This window comes from Micromonospora citrea, from assembly GCF_049629545.1.
Lineage (GTDB): Bacteria > Actinomycetota > Actinomycetes > Mycobacteriales > Micromonosporaceae > Micromonospora > Micromonospora citrea_A.
Genome location: NZ_JBNADX010000028.1, coordinates 64005 through 83658, shown reverse-complemented (window position 1 = coordinate 83658; position 19654 = coordinate 64005). Strand labels below are relative to the sequence as shown.

Sequence of the window (19654 nt, the reverse complement as noted above, 5' to 3'; positions counted from 1 at the left end):
ACCCGAACACCGCCACCTACCAGATGGACATCGACACCCTCGCCGACTGGGCCGCCACCCGCGGCTACTCCCACTGACCAACACACCGAAGGGCCGACCCCCACCCGGGGGCCGGCCCTTCGGCGTACCCGGGCGGGGCGGCGGCGGTGGGTGCGGCAGGATGGGGCCGTGGCGAGACGTGGAACCCGTCGGAGCGTGCCCGGCGACCCGGGCCGGCCGTGTCCGTGCGGCTCCGGCCTGCCGTACGCCGACTGCTGCGGCCCGGTGCACCGGGGCGAGGGCACCGCCGGTACGGCGGAGGCGCTGATGCGGTCCCGGTACAGCGGGTTCGCCGTGGGCGACGCCGCCTACCTGCTGCGCAGTTGGCACTCCTCGACCCGGCCGGCCCGGCTGCGGCTCGACCCCGGCCAGCAGTGGACCCGCCTGGAGATCGTGGACACCGAGCGGGGCAGCCTCTTCGACAGCGAGGGCACGGTCACGTTCCGGGCCCATTACCGGGAGGCGGGCCGGCCGGGGACGCTCGACGAGCGCAGCCGCTTCGTCCGCGAGGACGGCCGCTGGGTCTACCTCGACGCCCTGCCCGACTGATCAGGGCGACGCCGTCACGCGCGACCCCGCAGCCCGCCATTCGAACGCCAACGGAACGTCCGGCACGGCCATCCATCCGGGCCGGCACGAAACGGCGGGGTGGGCCCGACGCGAGCGCCGCCCCAGGGGCGGTCGGCACCATCACCGGGTCGCCCCGGGGCGCGTGGTTACCGCCGCGGCCCGTCCCGCCCGGCGCGCGTCCGGGGAGGTCAGCAGCCAGACCGCGACGATCAGGTACGGCACGGCCGCCGCCACGAAGGCGGTCGCGTTGCCGCCGATGCCGGCGAGCAGTCCGTACCCGCCGTAGACGGCGATGATCGCGACGTCGGTGGCCATCCCGGCGGCGGAGGTGACGGTGGCGCGGCTCGGACCGGCGATCCGGGCCTGGAGCCGGGCGTCGGCCAGCACGGTGGCGATCTGGAAGGCGCAGAAGGCGACACCGATCAGCACGAACCCCGCCGGGTGCCGCAGTCCCGCCCCGACCGCGAGCGTCACGGCGGCGACGACCAGCAGCGCGGCGTAGCCGCGGGTGCGCAGCCGCTCGGCCGGCGCGGTCAGCAGACCGCCCAGCGTCACCCCCAGCCAGGTGAGCAGGAGCAGCAGCGGCACGGTCGACTCGGCGACGCCGGTGTCCCGGGCCAGCAGCGGCGTGTACTCGTCGAGGGCGCCCCAGACGGTGGCGACCGCCGGCACGAGCAGCAGCGCGGCGCGTACCCGCCGGTCGGCCCGGGCCTCGGCCAGGCCGGCGCGCAGGCTCGCCAGCCAGCCCAGGTCGTCGCCGTCCGCCCCGTCCACCTCCGGCGACGCGGTGTCGCGGTGCTCGGGCAGCCGGGTCGCGACGGCGGCGGCGAGCAGGCAGGCCAGCACGCTGGCCGCCCCGACGGCCGGGTAGCCGCCGACGGCGAGGACCGGACCGGCCAGGCCGATCGAGGTGAGCGCCCCGAGCACCCCGGCGGTCTTCGCCCGGCCCATGGTGCGGGCGTACCGACCGGCGGCGTCGAGGCGGTCGAGTTCGGTGAAGACCAGCGCCTCGAGCGCGCCGGAGCCGAGCGCGCCACCGGCTCCCCAGAGGACGAAGCCGACGGCGAACGCCGGATACGACGGGACCAGCACCCACAGGGCGTAGCCGGCGCCGGCCAGCAGCGGTGCGAGGCAGAGCAACAGACGGCGGGAGAACGCGTCCGCCCAGGCGCCGGAGGGCACCTCCAGCAGGATGCTGGTCGCCGACCAGATGACGAAGAGCGACGAGATCTGCCCGACGGACAGGCCGGTGTCGCTGAACAGCAGCGCGTAGAGCGGATAGAGCAGGATGAAGTCGCACAGGAACGCATACGCGTAGAGCGTGCCGGCCAGGCGACGGACGCGGGGATCGGGCACGCGTGCGGAGACGGTGGTCATGGGGGCCTTTCCACGGGACCGGACGGACGCGGGGCGTACCCGTCGCCCGGTGGTCCGCGGCAGCGGCCCTCAGGAGCGGATCAACATCGCCAGGTCATGTGTCGATGCTAGCCCGCGCCGGGGTCGGCCGGGGCCCCTGGACACGCGAGGACGCCGGCGGGACGGGACCCGGGTGGGCCCGTCCCGCCGGCGTCGGCCGTGCGGTCAGCGGCGGAACTTCTCCGCGTCGGCGGGCGGGATCACCATGGTCGCCTCGACGTCGTCGCGGGCCGGCTCGTCGTGCCTGGCCGTCGCCTGCGGCGGTACGACCGGGTTCGCCGGACGGTTGACGTCCGCGTCGGCGTACGGGGTGACCGGCTGGGTCCGGTCGGACTCGTCGTGGCGCGGCACCACCTGGGTGGCGTCGGCGTCGTCGGCGCGCGGCACCACCTGGGTCGCGTCGGCGTCGTCGCCCCGGGTGGCCGGGTACGCGCCGAGGTGAGCCTGCACGTCCCGCTTGCCCGCCTGGTACGCCCGCGCGTGCGTGGCGATGACCTGCGACTCCTGCTCGGCGCGGGTCAGCCAGGACTCCCAGCGGTTCTGCATCGGGCGGACCAGCCCGCCGCCGACCCCGACGACGAGGATGCCGCCGACGGTGGCGAGCACCGCGATCAGCACCGGGGTGGTCACCGCGGTGGCGACGCCGATCTGGTTGAGCGCGGCGATGACGCCCAGCCCGAGGATGAACACCGAGGCGATGTTGGCCAGCACCCGGCCGTAGGAGAGGCCGCCGAGGGCGCTGGAGATGATGTCCTTGACCGCGGTGGCGATGGCCGCGGCGACCACCACGATGACGATCGCGACGAACGCGCGCGGCAGCCAGGCGATGACCCCGGCGATCAGGTCGGAGATCGGGTTGGGGCCCCAGATGCCGAAGGCGAGCTGGAGGGTGACCAGCAGGACCCCGTAGTAGGCGAGCTTGGCGACGATGTCGCTGGCGTCGTACCGGGAGCGGGCCAGGGCGGTCTTGATGCCGCCGCGTTCGACCGCCTTGTCGAAGTGGACCCGCTCCAGCACCTTGTCCACGATCTTCAGCACGGCCTTGGCGACCAGCCAGCCCACCACGAGGATCGCCACGAAGGCGAGCGCCTTGGGCAGGAAGAGCATCACCGCGCGGAAGGCGTCACCCACCGCGTCGCCGAAGTTGTCTTTCATACGGACCCTCCACACGGTCGAATCGGTCGGCTGCCGACCTACCCGAACCCGCCCGTGCGGAAACGCTCGTCAGGACGCCCGGCAGGCGTAGGTCACCTCGGTGCGGGCCTGGCGGGGTGAGGGGTCCACGATGTTGACGGTGGCGGTCTCCCGGGTGGTGCCGACGCCGCTGAACGCCCACTTGAGGGTGAGGGTGACGGTCTTCTGGCCCCAGCCGACCCGCTCGCTGAGCAGTGCGCCGGGCGGGGAGCCGGAGCGCAGCCACTGGTACTCGATCACTCCGGCCCGGCCGTTGGTGCGCACGGTGGCGACGACGTCGACGGTCACGTCGCAGCGGTCCCCGGCGGGGCTGGGCACGGCCACGTCCACCTCGGTGATCTCCAGGGGGTCGAGCCGCTGCCACAGCCAGAGGCCGACGACGACCACCAGTGCGAGGGTGAGCAGGGCGGAGAGCACGGAGACCACCCGTCGCCACAGCGGCCGGCGGCGGGCCGGGGGCGCCGCCGTCGGCCAGGCCGGCGCGGCCGGCGGCGTCGTGGGCACGCCGGGGCCGAAACGCACCTCGCCACCCGCCCCGCCCGGGGGCACGCCCCGGCCGGTGGCCGTCGCCCCGCCGGTCCGCCCGCCGTGTGCCGTCGGCGCGGTCAGGGCGGCGGTGGCGTCGGGGTACGCGGCCCCGGTGCGCGCCGTGGTGTCCGCAGCCGCCCACGTCCGGTCGCCGACGCCCGGCGTTCCGCCGCCCGGCAGGTGGACCGTCCGGTCGGCGCCACGCAGGTGGACCGTCTCGTCCGTGCCACCCAGGTGGACCGTCTCGTCCGTGCCACCCAGGTGGACCGTCTCGTCCGTGCCACCCAGGTGGACCGTCTCGTCCGTGCCACCCAGGTGGACCGTCTCGTCCGTGCCACGCAGATGCACGGTCTCGTCCATGGGTGGGGGGTAGCCGGTGGGGTGGGCGCCGGCCAGGTGCACGGTCCGGTCCACGTCGGGAAACGCCGTCGTGGCGTCCCGGTCCGCCGCCGGACCGCCAGCGCCGAAGGACACCGTCCGGTCGGCCTGGCCCAGGTGGACGGTGCCGTCGTCGGACCCCGCCCCCAGATACACCGTCGGCTCACCCGCCGACAGGTGGACGGTGGGCTCGCCCCGCTCGTCGGGTCTGGTCATCCGAGCCCACCTCCGGTCGGGAACTGTCGCACCGTCGGCCCCTAGCCGGGAGTGCAGTACGAGGAGAGCGACACGTATTCCGGGCCCGCCGCCGCCGAGGCGTTGCCGGCGGCGTCGACGGCGATGACCTCGACCGGGATGCGGGTGCTCGACTTCGGGGTCGGGAGCTCACCCAGCGTGCCCCGGTAGGCGCCGCCGCCCAGGTGGGTCATCCGGACCGTGTGGCTGGTGCCCTCCAGCACGTACCGGAAGGAGACCCGCAGGTCGGCGTCCGCGGTCCGGTCGTCGGAGGCGGTGGCGGTGACCGTGCTGACCTGGGTGCCGTACGGGCAGCCGCCGGGCTCCAGGGCACGCGGGGTGACGTCCAGCTTGCCCACCGACGGCGCGGTGACGTCCGCGGGTGGGGGCGGACTCGTGCTGGGCGACGGGGGCGGCGTCGGGGTCGCCGGGCGGGTGCGGGTGGGGGTCGCCGTCGCCGACAGGGTCCGGATGGGCGAGGCGCCGGCCTCGGACGGGATCGGGGTGGGCGTCGACGTCGGGGTCAGGCTGGGCGACACGGCGGTGATGGGCGGCGCGGCCACCGGCTCCGTCGGGCCGAACGAGGTGGCCGCCGACGCGCGGGGCGCGGACGTGCCGTCGGTGAGGGCCAACGCCGGGGCGTGCCGGGAGGCGTAGCTGAGGCCGGCCCCGCCGAGCAGCAGGGCGGCGACCAGGCCGCTGCCGAGCAGCGCGGCCCGGGCGCTGCCGTGCCGCGGGAACATCCGCCCGATGCCGAGACTCGTGCTCGCCACGCTGGTGGCGCCGCCGACGCCGTCGGGGAACGGGAAGAGCGCGGCCAGCAGGGCGGCCCGCCGGGCCAGCTCGCGCAGGCCCCGCTCCTCCCAGTCCTCGCCGTACGCGGCGACGGCGGTCCGCTCCAGCTCGGTGAGGAAGACGTACGCGGGTTGCGGCCGTTCGGCGGGGCTCTTGGCCATGCCGTGCCGGAGCAGGCCGTGCACCGGCTCCGGCGCGGGGTCGGTCGGGATCGGCGCCTGGGCGTGCTGGTCGCGCAGGGTGAACAGGTCCTTGCCGTCGTACGGCGGACGGCCGGTCAGGCACTCGTAGAAGGTGGCGGTGGCGGCGTAGATGTCGCAGGCCGGGCTGGCCGGCGCTCCCGTCCACTGCTCCGGCGCCATGTAGCGGGGGGTGCCGCTGACCGAGCCGCCGCCGTCGCGGCCCATCGGCACGGCGATGCCGAAGTCGGCGAGCTTGCTGCGCCCCTCGACGTCGACCAGCACGTTCTCGGGCTTGTAGTCGCGGTGCACCACACCTCGGGTGTGGGCGGCGGCGAGACCGGCGAGCGAGCCCTTGAGCACGCAGAGCGCGGCCTCCGGCTCGGTGGGGCCGTGGGCGCGCAGCATCTGCCGCAGCGACACCCCGTTGACCAGCTCCATCACGATCGCCGCGCCCTGCGGCGACTCGGCGTACTCGTAGAGCCGGGAGATGTGCGGGTCGTCGATCTCGACGAGCAGCAACGCCTCGTCCCGGAACGCCGTACGGAACGACGGATCGTCGCCGACGGAGCTGGTGAGGTACTTGATGGCGACGGGTACGCCGCTCGCGTCGTGGGTGGCGAGCAGGACGCGGCCGGACGCGCCGGCGCCGAGTTGCCGCACGGGCGTGTAACCCGACAGCTGCCAGTCGGTGCTCACGCGGCGGTCCCCCCGGTCTGCCGGAGGTGGTCAGGGATCAGGGCCACGCTGATCATTCTCGCCGCCGCGCGCAACCCGGCCATCGGCGCAACGGTTGTTTCCCGGCGTACGGACAGCCGTCGTGGCCGATGGGTTTCGGACAGGGGACTTGACGCCGCGGATCCGGAGCGCCGCTCCCGACCCCCGATCGGGAGCGGCGGGCGGGTGCGGCCGTTCAGGCAGCGGCCCGCTCGTACGCCGGGCGCCGCCGCAGGGCGGGGTCGGCGATCGCCGGCGGCCGCCACACGCCGTCCGGGGGGTAGAGGTTGGCGCCGGGCGGGACGATCGCGTCGATCCGGTCCAGGGTGGCGTCGTCGAGGGCGAGGTCGGCCGCCTTGAGCAGCCCCCGCAACTGCGCGGCGGTGCGCGGTCCGATGATCGTGGAGGTCACCGCGGGGTGCGCGGTGGTGAAGGCGAGCGCGAGTTCGGGCAGCGAGCGGCCGATCTCCTCGGCGAGGACGGTCAACTGTTCCACGGCGTCGAACTTCGCCGCGTTGCCAGGCAGCGTCGGGTCGAAGCGGGCCGGGGTGAGGGCGGGGCGACCGCTGGTCAGGTCGACGGGCCGGTCCCTGCGGTACCGGCCGGTGAGGAAGCCGGAGGCGAGCGGACTCCACACCAGCACACCCATGCCGTACCGCTGGCAGACGGGCAGCACCGAGGACTCGATCCCACGGGCCAGCAGCGAGTACGGCGGCTGCTCGGTACGGAACCGGCCCAGCCCCCGCCGTTCGGCGACGTGGTGGGACTCGACGATCTGCTCGGCGGGGAAGGTCGAGCAGCCGAACGCACGGATCTTGCCGGCACGCACCAGGTCGCTGAGGACGCCGAGGGTCTCCTCGAGGTCGGTCTTCTCGTCGGGCCGGTGCACCTGGTAGAGGTCGATCCAGTCGGTGTCGAGCCGGCGCAGGCTCTCCTCCACGGCGCGGGTGATCCAGCGTCGCGAGTTGCCGCTGCGGTTGCGCCCCTCGCCCATCGGGAAGTGCACCTTGGTGGCGAGGACGACGTCGTCGCGGCGGCCGCGCAGTGCCTTGCCGACGATCGTCTCGGACTCGCCGGACGAGTACATGTCGGCCGTGTCGACGACGTTGATCCCCTGTTCCAGCGCCTCGCCGACGATGCGGCCGCAGTCGTCGTGGTCCGGGTTGCCGACGGACCCGAACATCATGGTGCCCAGGCAGTACGTGCTGACTTCGATGCCCGTGCCGCCCAGGGTGCGGTAACGCATGAGTGTGGTCCCCTCGCCGACGTCCCTCGTGCTGTCGCCGGACACGCTAGGAGTTCCAGCGCACTCGAAGTCAATCCGCGGATCCGGGTCGCCGCCCGAGGGTGGCGGCCCGGACGGGGGTACGACGGGCACCGCTCAGCGGTGGCCCTCGCGCCGGTGCCCGTCGCCCGGGACGACCTCCACGGCCGGCTCGGTGACCGCCGGCTCCCGAGAGCCGCGGGCGACCTCGTCGAAGAACCGCAGCAGTTCCACCGGGAAGGGCATGACCAGGGTGCTGTTCTTCTCCGCGGCCACGTCCACCACCGTCTGCAACAGCCGCAACTGGTACGCCCCGGGCGTGTCGGCCATCGCCCGGGAGGCGTCGGCGAGCCGACGGGACGCCTGGAACTCGCCGTCGGCGGCGATCACCCGGGCCCGGCGCTCCCGCTCCGCCTCCGCCTGCCGCGACATGGACCGCTTCATCCCCTCGGGCAGGGAGACGTCCTTGACCTCGACCCGTTCGATGAGCAGCCCCCACGGCTTCTCCGTCGGCGCGTCGATGACCGCCTTCAGCTCGGCGTTGACCTTGTCGCGGTCACCGAGCACCGTGTCGAGGTCGGCCTTGCCGATCACCGACCGCAGCGCGGTCTGCGCCACCTGGAGCACCGCCGACGGGTAGTCCCGCACGTTGACCAGGGCCTTCACCGGGTCGACGACGCGGTAGTAGACCACCGCGTCGACGGTGAGGGTGACGTTGTCGCGGGTGATGGCCCCCTGCGCGGGCACCCCGATCACGGTGGTCTGCATGCTGACCCGCACCATCCGGTCGGCGATCGGGACGATCAGGTGCAGGCCGGGTTCGCGGATGCGGTCCAGCACCCGGCCGAAACGGAACACGATCCCCCGCTGGTACTGCTGCACCATCCGGACGCTCAGTGAGAGCAGCAGCACGACGATCGCGACGACGACGACCAGCCCGACGAATCCGGCGGCGGCTCCCATGACACCCTCGTTCCCGGAGGCGTCCGCCTCCCGGCGCCGCGCATACCCGCGCCGGGCGCGGACAGTCGTCCCGACCCCGCGCCGGGTCAGTCGGCCCCGGCCGGGCCGGGTGCGACGTCGGCGATGCGCTGCCGCATCGACCGGCGGCCCAGCGCCGCCACGGCCTCGTCGACGAGCCGGCTCAGCGGGTACGACAGCTCCGCCTCGAAGCGGCGGGCCGCGGCCGTGGTGGCGGCCCACTCGACGTCGAGGACGGGCAGCAGCGACTCGGCCCTCGCCGTGAGCCGGACGAGGCGCTGCCGGGCGTCCGCGCCGGGAGCGAGGGTGACCAGGCCGTCCCTGGCCATCTGCGCCACCGTCTGGCTGGCGGCGGAGTGGGTCACGCCGATGGCCTCGGCCAGCTCCCGGATGGATCGTGGCCCGCCGTCGGCCAGCGTGCGCACCACCGGGGTGTAGCGGGGGCGGAAGCCGGGCAGGCCGAGGTCGGCGTAGACGGCGGCCACGTCACCGTCGAGCAGTTCCAGCAGGTGTCGCAGCCGGGTGCCGAGCAGCGCGGGCCCGGAGGTGGGGTCGGGCACGTACCCTAATATAACAGCGCTGTTGCATTTTCCGGGGAGGTCACCGATGGACGAGCTGTACCCGCCGATCGAGCCGTACGAGCGCGGGATGCTCGACGTCGGCGACGGCAACCAGGTGTACTGGGAGGCCTGCGGCAACCCGGCCGGCAGGCCCGCCCTGGTCGTCCACGGCGGGCCCGGCTCCGGGTGCGGCACCCGGGCCCGGCGCTACTTCGACCCGGACCGCTACCGGGTGGTCCTCTTCGACCAGCGCGGCTGCGGTCGCAGCACCCCGCACGCGGCCGACCCGGCGACCGACATGCGGCACAACACCACCCACCACCTGATCGCCGACATGGAACGACTCCGCACGCACCTGGGCGTCGAGCGCTGGCTGCTGTACGGCGGATCGTGGGGCTCCACGCTGATCCTGGCGTACGCCGAACGGCACCCCGAGCGGGTGTCGGAGATCGTCATCGCCGCGGTCACCAGCACCCGCCGCAGCGAGATCGACTGGCTGTACCGGGGCGTGGGCCGGTTCTTCCCGCAGCAGTGGGACCGGTTCCTCGCCGGCGGCGGCGTCGGCCCCGACGGCGACGTCGTCGCCGCGTACGCCCGGCTGACGGAGCACCCCGACCCGGCGGTGCGCGAGCGGGCGGTCGTCGACTGGTGCGCCTGGGAGGACGCGGTGGTGTCGGCCGAGGGCGCGGGCAACCCGTACGGCGACCGGCCGTCGGCGGACCGGACCGCCCTGGTGCGCATCTGCGCGCACTACTTCGCCCACGGCGCCTGGCTGGCGGAGGGTGAGCTGATCCGTGACGCCGGCCGGCTGGCCGGCATTCCCGGGGTGCTGATCCACGGCCGCCTCGACCTGGGCAGCCCGCTGGTGACCGCCTGGGAGCTGCGCCGGGCCTGGCCGGGCGCGCAGTTGCACGTGGTCGAGGAGGCCGGGCACCTGGGCAACGTGGAGACCCGTCGGCACCTGCTGGCCGCCTTCGACCGGTTCGCCGCCGGCTGACGGCCACCCGGGGGGCCGAACGCGACGTCCGATCGCCGCCAGCGACTCCCTACCGTCTCGGGGAGAGTCGGACGCGCGGCCACCAGCGGTCGCGACGACTCCCGGAAGGCAGCCAGATGCACGTCGTGCCCGGTCTCAAGGTCCTCTACTTCGGAACGCCGGTGGTGCTGGTCAGCACGCGCAACCCGGACGGCGGCGCCAACCTCGCGCCGATGTCGTCCGCCTGGTGGCTGGGCGACTGCGCGATGCTCGGCCTGGGCGACAGCGCGCAGACCACGGCGAACCTGCTGCGCGAGGGCGAGTGCGTGTTGAACCTGCCGTCGTCGGCGATGGTGGACGCCGTCGACCGGATCGCGCTGACCACCGGCAGCCCGATGGTGCCCGCGCACAAGGCCGCGCAGGGCTACAGGTACGAGCCGGACAAGTTCCGCCTCGCCGGGTTGACCGCGCAGCCGTCGGACCTGGTGGCGCCGCCCCGGGTGGCGCAGTGCCCCATCCAGTTGGAGTGCCGGCTGGTGGCGTCGTACCCGTTCGGCGGAAGCTCGTCGTACGCGACGGCGTTCCAGGTGCGGGTGCTGCGCGCGCACGTCGAGCAGAGCCTGGTCATCCCGGGGACGTCGCATGTGGACCCGATCGGGTGGGATCCACTGATCATGAAGTTCTGCGAGTTCTTCGGCGGCGGGCGCAACGTGCACCCGTCCCGGCTCGCCGAGGGCTGGCGGATGCCGCACCGGGGACGGGTCGGGGCGGACGCCTGAGCGGAGGCGGCCGGCCGGCGAACGGATCGACGCAGACCTCTAGCGCGCACGCCCCTGGTGGCAATATCCTCCACGTCACGCGAACAGTATGGAGCTACTTTTCACATCCGCCACCAGTGCCGCCGTCGGCCGCCGAGGAGATGCCATGCACTTCGACCACCCTGAACTCGACCGCCGTACCCTGCTGCGAGCCGGTCTGGGCGCGGCCACCGTCGCGGTCGTCGGGTCCGAACTGGCCCTCCCGGCCGCCGCCCAGGCCGACCCGGGCGCGGACCTCGACTGGATCATCAGCTGCGACGAGTGGGGCGCCCGCCCGCCGGCGGACCCGCTGGTGATCAGCGCGATCCCCACCAACAAGATCATCGTCCACCACATGGCGTTCCCGAACGTCACGGACTACTCCGAGGCGCAGGCGATCAAGCTGGCCCGCGACTGCCAGAACCTGCACATGGACAACAACGGCTGGTCCGACACCGGCCAGCACTTCACCATCAGCCGCGGCGGGTACGTCCTCGAAGGACGCCACGGCAGCCTGGAGCGGCTGGCCGCCGGCGACCGGCAGATGGTCTCCGCCCACTGCCCGGGGGAGAACGGCCGGTCCATCGGCATCGAGAACGAGGGCACCTACGTCACCGACACCCCGCCGGACGCGCTGCTGGACTCCCTGGTGGACCTCTGCACCACCATCTGCCGGCAGTACGGGCTGCACGCGCACGACATCTTCGGCCACTGGGACTTCCGGACCACCCTCTGCCCCGGCGCCACGTTCTACCGCCTCTTCCCCACCGTGCGCCGGCGGGTGTTCGACAGGCTCGGCACCGATCTGGCCGACGTGCCGGCCCGCCGCTGGCCGGACCTGTGGCGTTTCGTCGGCTCCCCCGCCGTCCGGGTCGCCCAGTACCTGCTGGCGTACCGGGGTTACGCCGTCACGCCCAACAGCGCCTTCGACGCCGCCACCATCGCGGCGGTGCAGGACTGGCAGGCGCGCAACGGCATCCCCGTCGACGTCGACGCCACTCTCACCGGCCCCACCTGGGAAACCCTCGCCCCCGAACTGGACCTCGACGCCACCGGCCTGCCGGTGCAGGCGATCCAGTTCATGCTGAACTGGAAGGGCCACGCCGAGGTCACCGTCACCGGCGAGTACGACCACGCCACGAAGCACGCGGTGAAGGACCTCCAGCGGCTGCACGGGCTGCCGCGCACCGGCAAGGTCAGCACCAGCACCTGGTGCGCCCTGGTCGGCGGCATCGTCCGCCAGTCGTTCCGCCACCACTGAGCGGGGACGGCCCGGGCGGTGGCGGGACCGACACGGCCCGCCACCGCCCTGGCGTGACCGGCACCCGCCGGCCGGCGAGGGTCAGCTACCGGGTCAGCCGGGCCGCCGATCCCGCCTCCAGGGCGATCCACACGTCGCCGTCCGGCGCGACGACGATGCCGTGTGGCTCGCAGGCCGGCGTCGGCAGCGCGTACTCCTCGACGACGGCCCCGGCGGTGACGTGCCCGACCCGGTTGCCGCCCCACTCGGTGAACCAGCAGCCGCCGGCCGGGTCGGCGGCGATCGCGTGCGGCCGGGCGGCCCGGTCGGCCAGCGGGTACTCCCGGACGTCACCGTCCACGGTGATCCGGCCGACCTGCCCGGCGCCGATCTCGACGAACCAGAGCGCCCCGTCGGCGGCACGGGTGATGCCGACCGGCGCGGCCCCGGCGGTGGGCAGCGGGTGGACGTCGACCGTGCCGTCGGTGGTGATCCGGGCGATCGCGTGGGCCTGGTTCAGGGTGCACCAGAGGGCGTCGTCCGGCCCGGCGACGATCATCGACGGCATGCCGCCGGTGACCGGCAGGTCGACGTGGGTCAGCTCGCCGTCGGTGGTGATCCGGCCGATCCGGTCGGCGGCCAACTCGGTGAACCAGAGCGCGCCGTCGGGGCCGGCCGCGATGCCGTAGGGGCCGGCGCCGGGCACGGCGTACGAGGTCTGCGTGCCGTCGAGGGCGAGCCGGCCGATGCGGTGGTCGCGCATCCGGGTGAACCAGAGCGCGCCGTCCGGGCCGGTGACGAGCAGGGCCGGACCACAGTCGGGGTCGTCCAGGTCGTGGCGGCGCACGTCCCCGTCGGCGGTGATCCGGACGATCGCTCCGGCGTGGACCAGGGTGCACCACAGCGCGCCGTCCGGGCCGACGGTGATCGCGTACGGGCCGGCGTCGGGCCCGGCCACGGGCAGTTCGGTGATGGTGGGTGGCATGACGACTCCCGTCAGACGGTCGACGCGGCGGTGAACAGGCGGCCCGCCGCCATCGACCGGGTCGTGCCCGGCCAGCGGCGGCGCAGGAGGCGGTCGTGGCTGACCACGACCACCGCCCCCGGGTACGCCCACAGTGCGGTCTCCAGTTCCTCGACCAGGCCGAGGGAGAGGTGGTTGGTCGGCTCGTCGAGCAGCAGGACGCCGGCCGGGGCGGTGAACAGGCGCGCGAGCCCGAGGCGCTGGCGCTGCCCGGTGGAGAGCCGCCCGACGGGCACGTCGAGCAGGTCGGGCGGGAAGAGCCCGAGCGACAGCAGCGCCGCCCGGTGCCGCTCGATGTCACCGGCCCGGCCGTGCGCGTACGTGGCCAGCAGCGACTGACCGGGACGGTCCGCGGGGACGTCCTGGGGCAGGTAACCGACCGGGACGCGCCGTAGCACCCGGCCGGTGTCGGGGCGCAGTTCCCCGGCGAGGATCCGCAGCAGGGTGCTCTTGCCGGCGCCGTTGGCCCCGGTGAGCAGCAGCCGCTGCCCGGCCCGCACGGTCAGGTCGACCGGGTGCAGCCGGCCGGTGACGGCCACGCCGACGGCGTCGAGCACGACCCCGTCCACGGGCGGGGCCGGCGGCGGGGTGAACCGCAGCGGCCGCGGCGGGGGCGGCACCGGCTCGGCCTCCAGGCGGCACAGCCGCTGCTCGGCGTTGCGGACCCGGCTGGCCAGGGACTGCTGCACCCGCCCGCCGGCCCGGTCGTACGCCATCTTGTTGCCGTCGGTGATCGGGCGGCCCGGCGCGACCTGGCGGGCGGTGGTGGCGGCGGTGCGGCGCAGCCGGTCGACCTCCTCGCGCCAGCGCCGGTGCGCCTGGGCCCAGCGTTGCCGGGCGGCGGCCCGCTCGACGAGGTACCCGGCGTAGCCGGCGCCGTGCCGGGTCAGGCTGCGCCGGTCGGCGTCGACCTCGATCAGGACGGTGGCGACCCGTTCCAGGAAGACCCGGTCGTGGGAGACGACCACGGTGGTGCCGCGCCGGCTGCGCAGGTGCTCCTCCAGCCAGCCGAGCGCCGCGTCGTCGAGATGGTTGGTGGGCTCGTCGAGCAGCAGCACCTCGGCGCCGGCGGCGAGCACCGCGGCCAGGTGCAGGCGGGCCTGCTCCCCGCCGGAGAGGTCGCCGAGGCGGCGGTCCCGGTCGATGCCGGCCAGGCCGAGGCCGTGCAGGGCCCGCTCGACCCGGGCGTCGGCGTCGTAGCCGCCGCGCAGCTCGAAGGCGGTCGCCAGGTCGCCGTACTCGGTGAGCAGGCGCGGGTCGCCGGACGCGAGCAGCGGCTCCAGCTCGCGCAGCCGGGCCCGCATGGCCCGCAGGTCGGCCAGGGCGGCGTCGACGGCCTGGCCGACGGTCAGGTGTGGCGGCAGCGGGGCGTCCTGCGCGAGGTGGCCGACGCCGCCGTCGGCGGTGACGGTGACCGTGCCGTCGTCGGGGGTGTCGAGGCCGGCGAGCAGGCGCAGCAGGGTGGACTTGCCGGCGCCGTTCTCGCCGATGATCCCGGCGCGCTCGCCGGGGGCGACCGCGCAGGTCACCGCGTCGAGTAGCCGGCGGTCGCCGTACGCCTTGGTCAGGTCGTGCACGCTGAGCTGGGTGGGCATGCGATCTCCACGGGTGGGTGGTCGGGGCGACCGCGGCGGGGCGCGGCCGTCGGGACGATCACCTCACCGGAGCATCGGCGGCCTCCTTAACGCGACGACTGTTGCTATAAGATCGTGCCATGGACGAGTCGTCACCGGCAACCCGTATCCCTGACCCGCCACCGCCCGGGCCCGTCCGGCGTCCCGGCGGCCGCAGCGCCCAGGTACGCCGCCGGGTCCTCGACGCGGTCACCGCCCTGCTGGTCGAGCAGGGCTACGACGCGCTGACCGTCGACGCCGTCGCCGACCGTTCCGGGGTGCACCGCACCACCGTCTACCGACGCTGGCGCGACGTCGGCGGGCTCCTCGCCGACGTGCTCGCCGAGGCCACCGGCGACGACTGGCGGCCCCGCGACACCGGCAGCCTCGACGGCGACCTGACGGCGATCAACCGGGAGGTCCACGCGGCGCTGGCCGGCGACCCGCCGCTGACCGGCGCGCTGATCGCCGCGTCGTTCCGCTCCCCGCAGGCCGCCGAGGCGCTGCGCGCCTTCTGGGCCGACCGGTACGACCGCTGCGCCGTGATCGTCCACCGGGCGGTGGCCCGGGGCGAGGCGCCCGCCGGGACCGACGCGCGCGCCCTGCTGGTCGCGGCGACCGCGCCCGTCTACCACGAACTGCTCCTGCTGCGCAGCGGCGCGGACGCGGCACTCGCGCAACAGGCGGCCCGGACGGCGGCGCTCGCCGCGGCGGCGGGGGCCTTCGTCCCGACGTGACCCGGCGTGTACGCCTCCGCCGGGACGTCCCCGGTGCGACGATGCGCGGGTCGACCTCGAGGAGGATGTCGTGACATCGCAGCTCAACCCGTACCTGAACTTCGCCGGCAACGCCCGCGAGGCGATGGGCTTATACCAGCAGGTGTTCGGCGGGGACCTGTCGCTGACCACGTTCGGCGAGTTCGGCATGGCGGACCCGGCCGTGGCCGACCAGATCATGCACGGCATGCTGCGCACCGCCGCCGGCCACGTGCTGATGGCCTCGGACATGCCGCCCGGGATGGAGCTGCGCCGCGGCAACGCCAACACCGTCTCCCTCAGCGGCGACGACGCCGAGGAACTGCGCCGCTGGTGGGACCAACTCTCCTCCGGCGGGGTGGTCGGCGTGCCGCTGGAGAAGCAGATGTGGGGCGACGAGTTCGGGCAGTGCGAGGACCGCTTCGGCACCCCGTGGATGGTGAACATCAGCCAGGCGTCGAGCTGACCGGACCGGTTTGACCTGTCTAGTCCCACCACATGCTTGACATATCCGTCCCAGGACATGCTTGACAGTTGGCCTAGATCCGTCGGGAGAAATGGACGCGGTCAGTGACGACGCCCTCAACTCCGCCTTTGGGCAGCTGAGCTAGCTGGTCGCCATTCGCCAGGTTGCAGGACTCGCGCGGGTCGGTTGGTGTCGCTACTGCCCGTTGGCCGTCTCGACCCGGGTGATCAGTAGCTTCAGCCGGGCGATCTCTTCGGCAAGGGCGGCGTTGCCCGCTGCGGTGAGGGTGACCCAGGTCCGGCCTCGTTTGCCGGCGTAGCCCTTCTCGACCTGCACCAGGCCGGCCGCCTCCAGCACGCTGACGTGCTGGGAGAGGTTGCCGGCGGTCAGCTCCAGCTGGGTGCGCAGGTAGCCGAACTCCACCCGGCGGGCCTCGTGCGCGATGGTGAGGATGCCAAGCCGGACCCGTTGGTGCACCACGTCATCGAGCCCGGTGACCGGATGCGGGGATTCGGTCTCGTCCGGCGGCGGGGTGTCGGCGGGGCCGGTCACCGGGACCGCCGCCGCCGTTGCGCCAGCGCGAAACCGGCGCTGCCCAGCAACAGCAGACCGCCGCTGATGACCAGCGGGGGCGCGTCCCCCCACCGGCCGCCCCAGCCGGCCCCCCAGCCGAAGTTGACCGGCACCAGCACCACCGCCAGGTATCCGAGCGTGAACAGCAGCAGCGCAACGTGCCGCTCCAGCCACGCCAGCACCAGCAGGGCCAACCCGATCAAGCCGACCGGATCGAGCAGCCGGGTCAGGAAGAGGGAAAAGGCGGACGGGTGGTTGGTGTACACCGTCGGGTCGCGGAAGATCCAAGCCGGCGGGACGGCGGAGAACAGCACGACGAGTGCGACACCGGTGAGCACGTACGGCCAGACCCGGGCGCCCACTCCCCGGGCCCGGGCCACCCGCAGGTAACCGCCGGCGATCACCACATACGCCACCACCATTGCCACCAGCCAGTAGAACCCAACGGCCTGAAACTCGACCTTGCACACCTGACCGTCCGCCACCACGTGGCAGTCGCTGACGACCCGGTGGCCAAACCGGTAAACGGGAATCGCGCCGAAGGTGACCAGGGCCAGCACCAGCAGCGGCAACCACGTCACCCGCTGCGCAAGACGGACCCGGCGCGCGAGGTCGCGCGCCTCAGCCAGCAGCCGGCGGGGATCGCCGCCAGCGGGTACCGAAGCAGTAGTCATGCAGACAGCTTTGCACAACAAACCGATTTGCGCTAGTGGGGCTGGCGATGACGAGCGTGTCATCGATCGCTGAATCTTCGATCTTGGCGTTCATGTTGGTCAGCATTCGTCGGCGCTGCGCACTCACCTTCCGCGATTCGCGCCCCCGTCACAGATCGTGAAGGCCCCGCGAAGCGTCCTGATGATCATGTCAGGCATCAGGTGGGACGCGAGTGTCAAGCATGTGCCATGACGGGACACCGGACCGGTTTGACCGGCGACGGGACCGGAAAGTGTGGCGGGATGAAGTGGACCGGTCGAGCCGTACCCGTCGTCGCCGCCGCCCTCGCGGGCCTCGCCGCCCGCGACGTCCTCCAGCGCGACCACGCGCTGCTGCGCAACTTCCCGGTCATCGGGCGGGCCCGCTACCTGCTGGAGTCGATCGGGCCGGAGCTGCGGCAGTACATCGTGGCGGGCAACAACGAGGAACGGCCGTTCACCCGTGACCAGCGGCGCTGGATCTACGCCTCGGCCAAGCAGGAGAACAACTACTTCGGCTTCGGCACGGACAACGACATCGAGTACACCCCCGGCTATCCGATCATCAAGCACCGCACCTTCGGCCGGGCGGTGCCACCGTCGACCCCGACGGCCGGCCACGACGTACGCCTGCCGGCGGCGAAGGTGCTCGGCGGGGCACGCGGCCGGGCCAGGGCGTTCCGGCCGGAGTCGGTGGTCAACATCTCCGGGATGAGCTTCGGCTCGCTGTCGGGCAACGCGGTGACCGCGTTGAACAAGGGCGCGGCGCTGGCGGGCTGCCTGCAGAACACCGGCGAGGGCGGGCTGTCGCCGTACCACCGCAACGGCGGTGACCTGGTGTTCCAACTCGGCACTGCGTACTTCGGTTGCCGGGACTCGCACGGCCGGTTCGACCTCGCCAGGCTCAAGGACCTGGTGGCCGGGGCGCCGGTGCGGGCCCTGGAGGTCAAGCTCAGCCAGGGCGCCAAGCCCAGCCTGGGCGGGCTGCTGCCGGCCGCGAAGGTGTCGGCGGAGATCGCGGCGACCCGGGGCATCCTCGAGGGCAGGGACTGCGTCAGCCCGTCGCGGCACGCCGAGTTCTCCGACTGCGACAGCCTGCTGGACTGGGTGGAGCTGCTGGCCGCCGAGACCGGCCTGCCGGTGGGCATCAAGTCCGCCGTCGGCGACCTCACCTTCTGGGAGGAACTGACCACGCTGATGCGCGACACCGGGCGTGGGGTGGACTTCGTGACCGTCGACGGCGGTGAGGGCGGCACCGGCGCCGCGCCGCTGATCTTCACCGACTCGGTGTCGCTGCCGTTCCAGCAGGGCTTCGCCCGCGTCTACCGCACCTTCGCCGAGCGTGGGCTGCACGAGGACGTGGTGTTCGTCGGCGCCGGCAAGCTCGGCCTGCCGGACAACGCGGTCGTCGCGTTCGCGCTCGGCTGCGACATGGTCAACGTGGGCCGGGAGGCGATGCTGGCGATCGGCTGCATTCAGGCGCAGAAGTGTCACACCGATACCTGCCCCACCGGCGTCGCCACCCAGAACCCGTGGCTGGTCCGGGGCCTGGACCCGACGCTGAAGTCGGTGCGGGCCGCCAACTACGTCCGTACGCTGCGGCGGGACCTGGTGAAGGTCGCCGAGGCGTGCGGGGTGGAGCACCCCGGGCTGATCGACACCGACGCCGTGGAGATCCTCGACGGCCGCACCTCGTCCACTCCGCTGCGGGAGGTGTACGACTACCGCCCCGAGTGGGGGCTGCCGTCCGCCGCCGACCGGGCCGAGATCGTCGCGCTGATGACCGGGGAGGCGCCGCGCGGCGGCAGCGCTCCCCCGTCGGCCACCGCCGTCGGCTGAGGCTCACTCCTCGATCGCGCCACCGACCGCCCGCAGGTGCTCCCGGAACGTCAACGTCGGATGCTGCGCCCGCCGGGCCAGGTACGCGCCGAAGCCGACCTGCTGCCGCAGCGACACCCCGGAGTGGATCCGCTCGGCCTGCCGGCGCTCGGTGTCCCGGATCGACGCGGCGAGGTCGAACAGCTGCGCGGCCCGCGCCGCCGGCACGAAGAGCACCCCGTCGTCGTCACCGAGGACGAGATCGTCGGCGTCCACCGTCCACTGCCCCACCTCGGCCGACTCCAGCGCCTGCGGCGCGCGCGGGTGAAGGCGCAGCGGGCCGGTGGGGGTCGCGCCGAGACTGAACACCGGCAACCCGACCGCCAGGATGTCGGCGGTGTCGCGGTGCAGGCCCCAGACGACCACCCCGGCCAGGCCGGCGGACTGCGCCTCCAGCACCACCAGGTCCCCGACGCAGCTCTCGTCGACGCGTCCGGCGTTGTCGACCACCAGCACGTCGCCGGGGGACGCCCGGTGGATCGCCTCCAGGAAGATGTCGACGCTGCCGACGTGCCGGGTCGGGACGACCCGACCGGCCAGCCGTACGCCCGGCGCCACCGGCCGCACGGCGGCGGGCGCGCAGCGCACCGGCACCCCGGCGCGCAGGCAGGCGTCGGCGACGTGGGCGGTGGTCAGCGCGGCGAAGCGCCCGCTCAACTCCCGCGGATCGATGCTCATCGCATGACGGTAGATCGGCGCACCGCCCGGGTGGCGGTCCACTTCGGCACCACTGGCCCGCGCCGCGTCCCCCGGCGCCGTCACCCGTCGGGACGGTCGGCCGGCAA

General features: G+C 73.8%; 19 protein-coding genes. 7 read left to right on the top strand and 12 right to left on the bottom strand.

Features of this window, described 5'->3' with window-relative positions; all coding sequences use genetic code 11:
• Window positions 1-168: 168 nt before the first annotated feature.
• Window positions 169-588: a YchJ family protein gene (locus ACPFP2_RS25130; protein ID WP_424092009.1), complete on the top strand. Its 420-nt coding sequence runs from the start codon at window positions 169-171 to the stop codon at window positions 586-588.
• A gap of 141 nt (window positions 589-729) precedes the next feature.
• On the opposite strand, the gene ACPFP2_RS25125 is transcribed toward ACPFP2_RS25130, so the two are convergent.
• The 7 genes from ACPFP2_RS25125 to ACPFP2_RS25095 all read right to left on the bottom strand — a co-directional run bounded on the left by ACPFP2_RS25125 (window position 730) and on the right by ACPFP2_RS25095 (window position 8855).
• Window positions 730-1986 carry an MFS transporter gene (locus ACPFP2_RS25125; protein ID WP_424092008.1) on the bottom strand — a complete coding sequence of 419 codons (1257 nt, stop codon included), beginning with the start codon at window positions 1984-1986 and terminating at the stop codon, window positions 730-732.
• A 204-nt stretch (window positions 1987-2190) separates the two neighbouring features.
• Entirely contained in the window at window positions 2191-3180 is a 990-nt protein-coding gene (locus ACPFP2_RS25120; protein ID WP_424092006.1) for a mechanosensitive ion channel family protein, read from the bottom strand.
• A gap of 69 nt (window positions 3181-3249) precedes the next feature.
• Entirely contained in the window at window positions 3250-4341 is a 1092-nt protein-coding gene (locus ACPFP2_RS25115) for a hypothetical protein (protein ID WP_424092004.1), read from the bottom strand.
• A 41-nt stretch (window positions 4342-4382) separates the two neighbouring features.
• A complete protein-coding gene (locus ACPFP2_RS25110; protein ID WP_424092003.1) occupies window positions 4383-6032 on the bottom strand; it encodes a serine/threonine-protein kinase in 1650 nt (549 codons plus the stop codon).
• 214 nt (window positions 6033-6246) lie between these two features.
• Complete coding sequence (locus tag ACPFP2_RS25105) at window positions 6247-7296, bottom strand: aldo/keto reductase (RefSeq protein WP_424092001.1); 1050 nt, start codon at window positions 7294-7296, stop codon at window positions 6247-6249.
• 135 nt (window positions 7297-7431) lie between these two features.
• Window positions 7432-8277 (bottom strand): SPFH domain-containing protein, encoded by an 846-nt coding sequence (locus tag ACPFP2_RS25100; RefSeq protein WP_424091999.1) that lies wholly within the window; start codon window positions 8275-8277, stop codon window positions 7432-7434.
• 86 nt (window positions 8278-8363) lie between these two features.
• Window positions 8364-8855 (bottom strand): MarR family winged helix-turn-helix transcriptional regulator, encoded by a 492-nt coding sequence (locus ACPFP2_RS25095; protein WP_424091997.1) that lies wholly within the window; start codon window positions 8853-8855, stop codon window positions 8364-8366.
• A 46-nt stretch (window positions 8856-8901) separates the two neighbouring features.
• Between ACPFP2_RS25095 and pip the strand changes: the two genes are divergently transcribed.
• The 3 genes from pip (at window position 8902) to ACPFP2_RS25080 (ending at window position 11889) form a co-directional block, all read left to right on the top strand.
• Entirely contained in the window at window positions 8902-9852 is a 951-nt protein-coding gene (pip, locus tag ACPFP2_RS25090; RefSeq protein ID WP_424091995.1) for a prolyl aminopeptidase, read from the top strand.
• A 116-nt stretch (window positions 9853-9968) separates the two neighbouring features.
• Window positions 9969-10610, top strand: coding sequence for a flavin reductase family protein (locus ACPFP2_RS25085; RefSeq protein WP_424091993.1), 642 nt, complete (start codon window positions 9969-9971; stop codon window positions 10608-10610).
• Between the two features lie 145 nt (window positions 10611-10755).
• Window positions 10756-11889, top strand: coding sequence for a peptidoglycan recognition protein family protein (locus ACPFP2_RS25080; RefSeq protein WP_424091991.1), 1134 nt, complete (start codon window positions 10756-10758; stop codon window positions 11887-11889).
• 85 nt (window positions 11890-11974) lie between these two features.
• Here ACPFP2_RS25080 and ACPFP2_RS25075 read toward each other — a convergent pair whose 3' ends face one another.
• Together ACPFP2_RS25075 and ACPFP2_RS25070 are read right to left on the bottom strand one after the other, a co-directional pair.
• Window positions 11975-12853, bottom strand: coding sequence for a virginiamycin B lyase family protein (locus ACPFP2_RS25075; protein ID WP_424091989.1), 879 nt, complete (start codon window positions 12851-12853; stop codon window positions 11975-11977).
• 11 nt (window positions 12854-12864) lie between these two features.
• Window positions 12865-14487 carry an ABC-F family ATP-binding cassette domain-containing protein gene (locus ACPFP2_RS25070; protein ID WP_424091987.1) on the bottom strand — a complete coding sequence of 541 codons (1623 nt, stop codon included), beginning with the start codon at window positions 14485-14487 and terminating at the stop codon, window positions 12865-12867.
• A 119-nt stretch (window positions 14488-14606) separates the two neighbouring features.
• Between ACPFP2_RS25070 and ACPFP2_RS25065 the strand changes: the two genes are divergently transcribed.
• Window positions 14607-15242, top strand: a complete 636-nt coding sequence (locus ACPFP2_RS25065) for a TetR/AcrR family transcriptional regulator (protein ID WP_424091985.1) — start codon at window positions 14607-14609, stop codon at window positions 15240-15242.
• Window positions 15243-15312: 70 nt separating this feature from the next.
• Complete coding sequence (locus ACPFP2_RS25060; protein WP_424091983.1) at window positions 15313-15726, top strand: VOC family protein; 414 nt, start codon at window positions 15313-15315, stop codon at window positions 15724-15726.
• 195 nt (window positions 15727-15921) lie between these two features.
• Here the strand turns inward: ACPFP2_RS25060 and ACPFP2_RS25055 are convergent, their stop codons facing one another.
• Both ACPFP2_RS25055 and ACPFP2_RS25050 read right to left on the bottom strand, forming a co-directional pair.
• Complete coding sequence (locus ACPFP2_RS25055; protein ID WP_424091981.1) at window positions 15922-16278, bottom strand: transcriptional regulator; 357 nt, start codon at window positions 16276-16278, stop codon at window positions 15922-15924.
• A complete protein-coding gene (locus ACPFP2_RS25050; RefSeq protein WP_424091979.1) occupies window positions 16275-16973 on the bottom strand; it encodes a hypothetical protein in 699 nt (232 codons plus the stop codon). The genes ACPFP2_RS25055 and ACPFP2_RS25050 overlap by 4 nt, the downstream gene beginning before the upstream one ends.
• Window positions 16974-17255: 282 nt before the next feature.
• Between ACPFP2_RS25050 and ACPFP2_RS25045 the strand changes: the two genes are divergently transcribed.
• Window positions 17256-18830: an FMN-binding glutamate synthase family protein gene (locus ACPFP2_RS25045; RefSeq protein ID WP_424091978.1), complete on the top strand. Its 1575-nt coding sequence runs from the start codon at window positions 17256-17258 to the stop codon at window positions 18828-18830.
• Window positions 18831-18833: 3 nt separating this feature from the next.
• Here ACPFP2_RS25045 and ACPFP2_RS25040 read toward each other — a convergent pair whose 3' ends face one another.
• Window positions 18834-19547 (bottom strand): RraA family protein, encoded by a 714-nt coding sequence (locus ACPFP2_RS25040; protein WP_424091976.1) that lies wholly within the window; start codon window positions 19545-19547, stop codon window positions 18834-18836.
• Window positions 19548-19654: the final 107 nt, after the last annotated feature.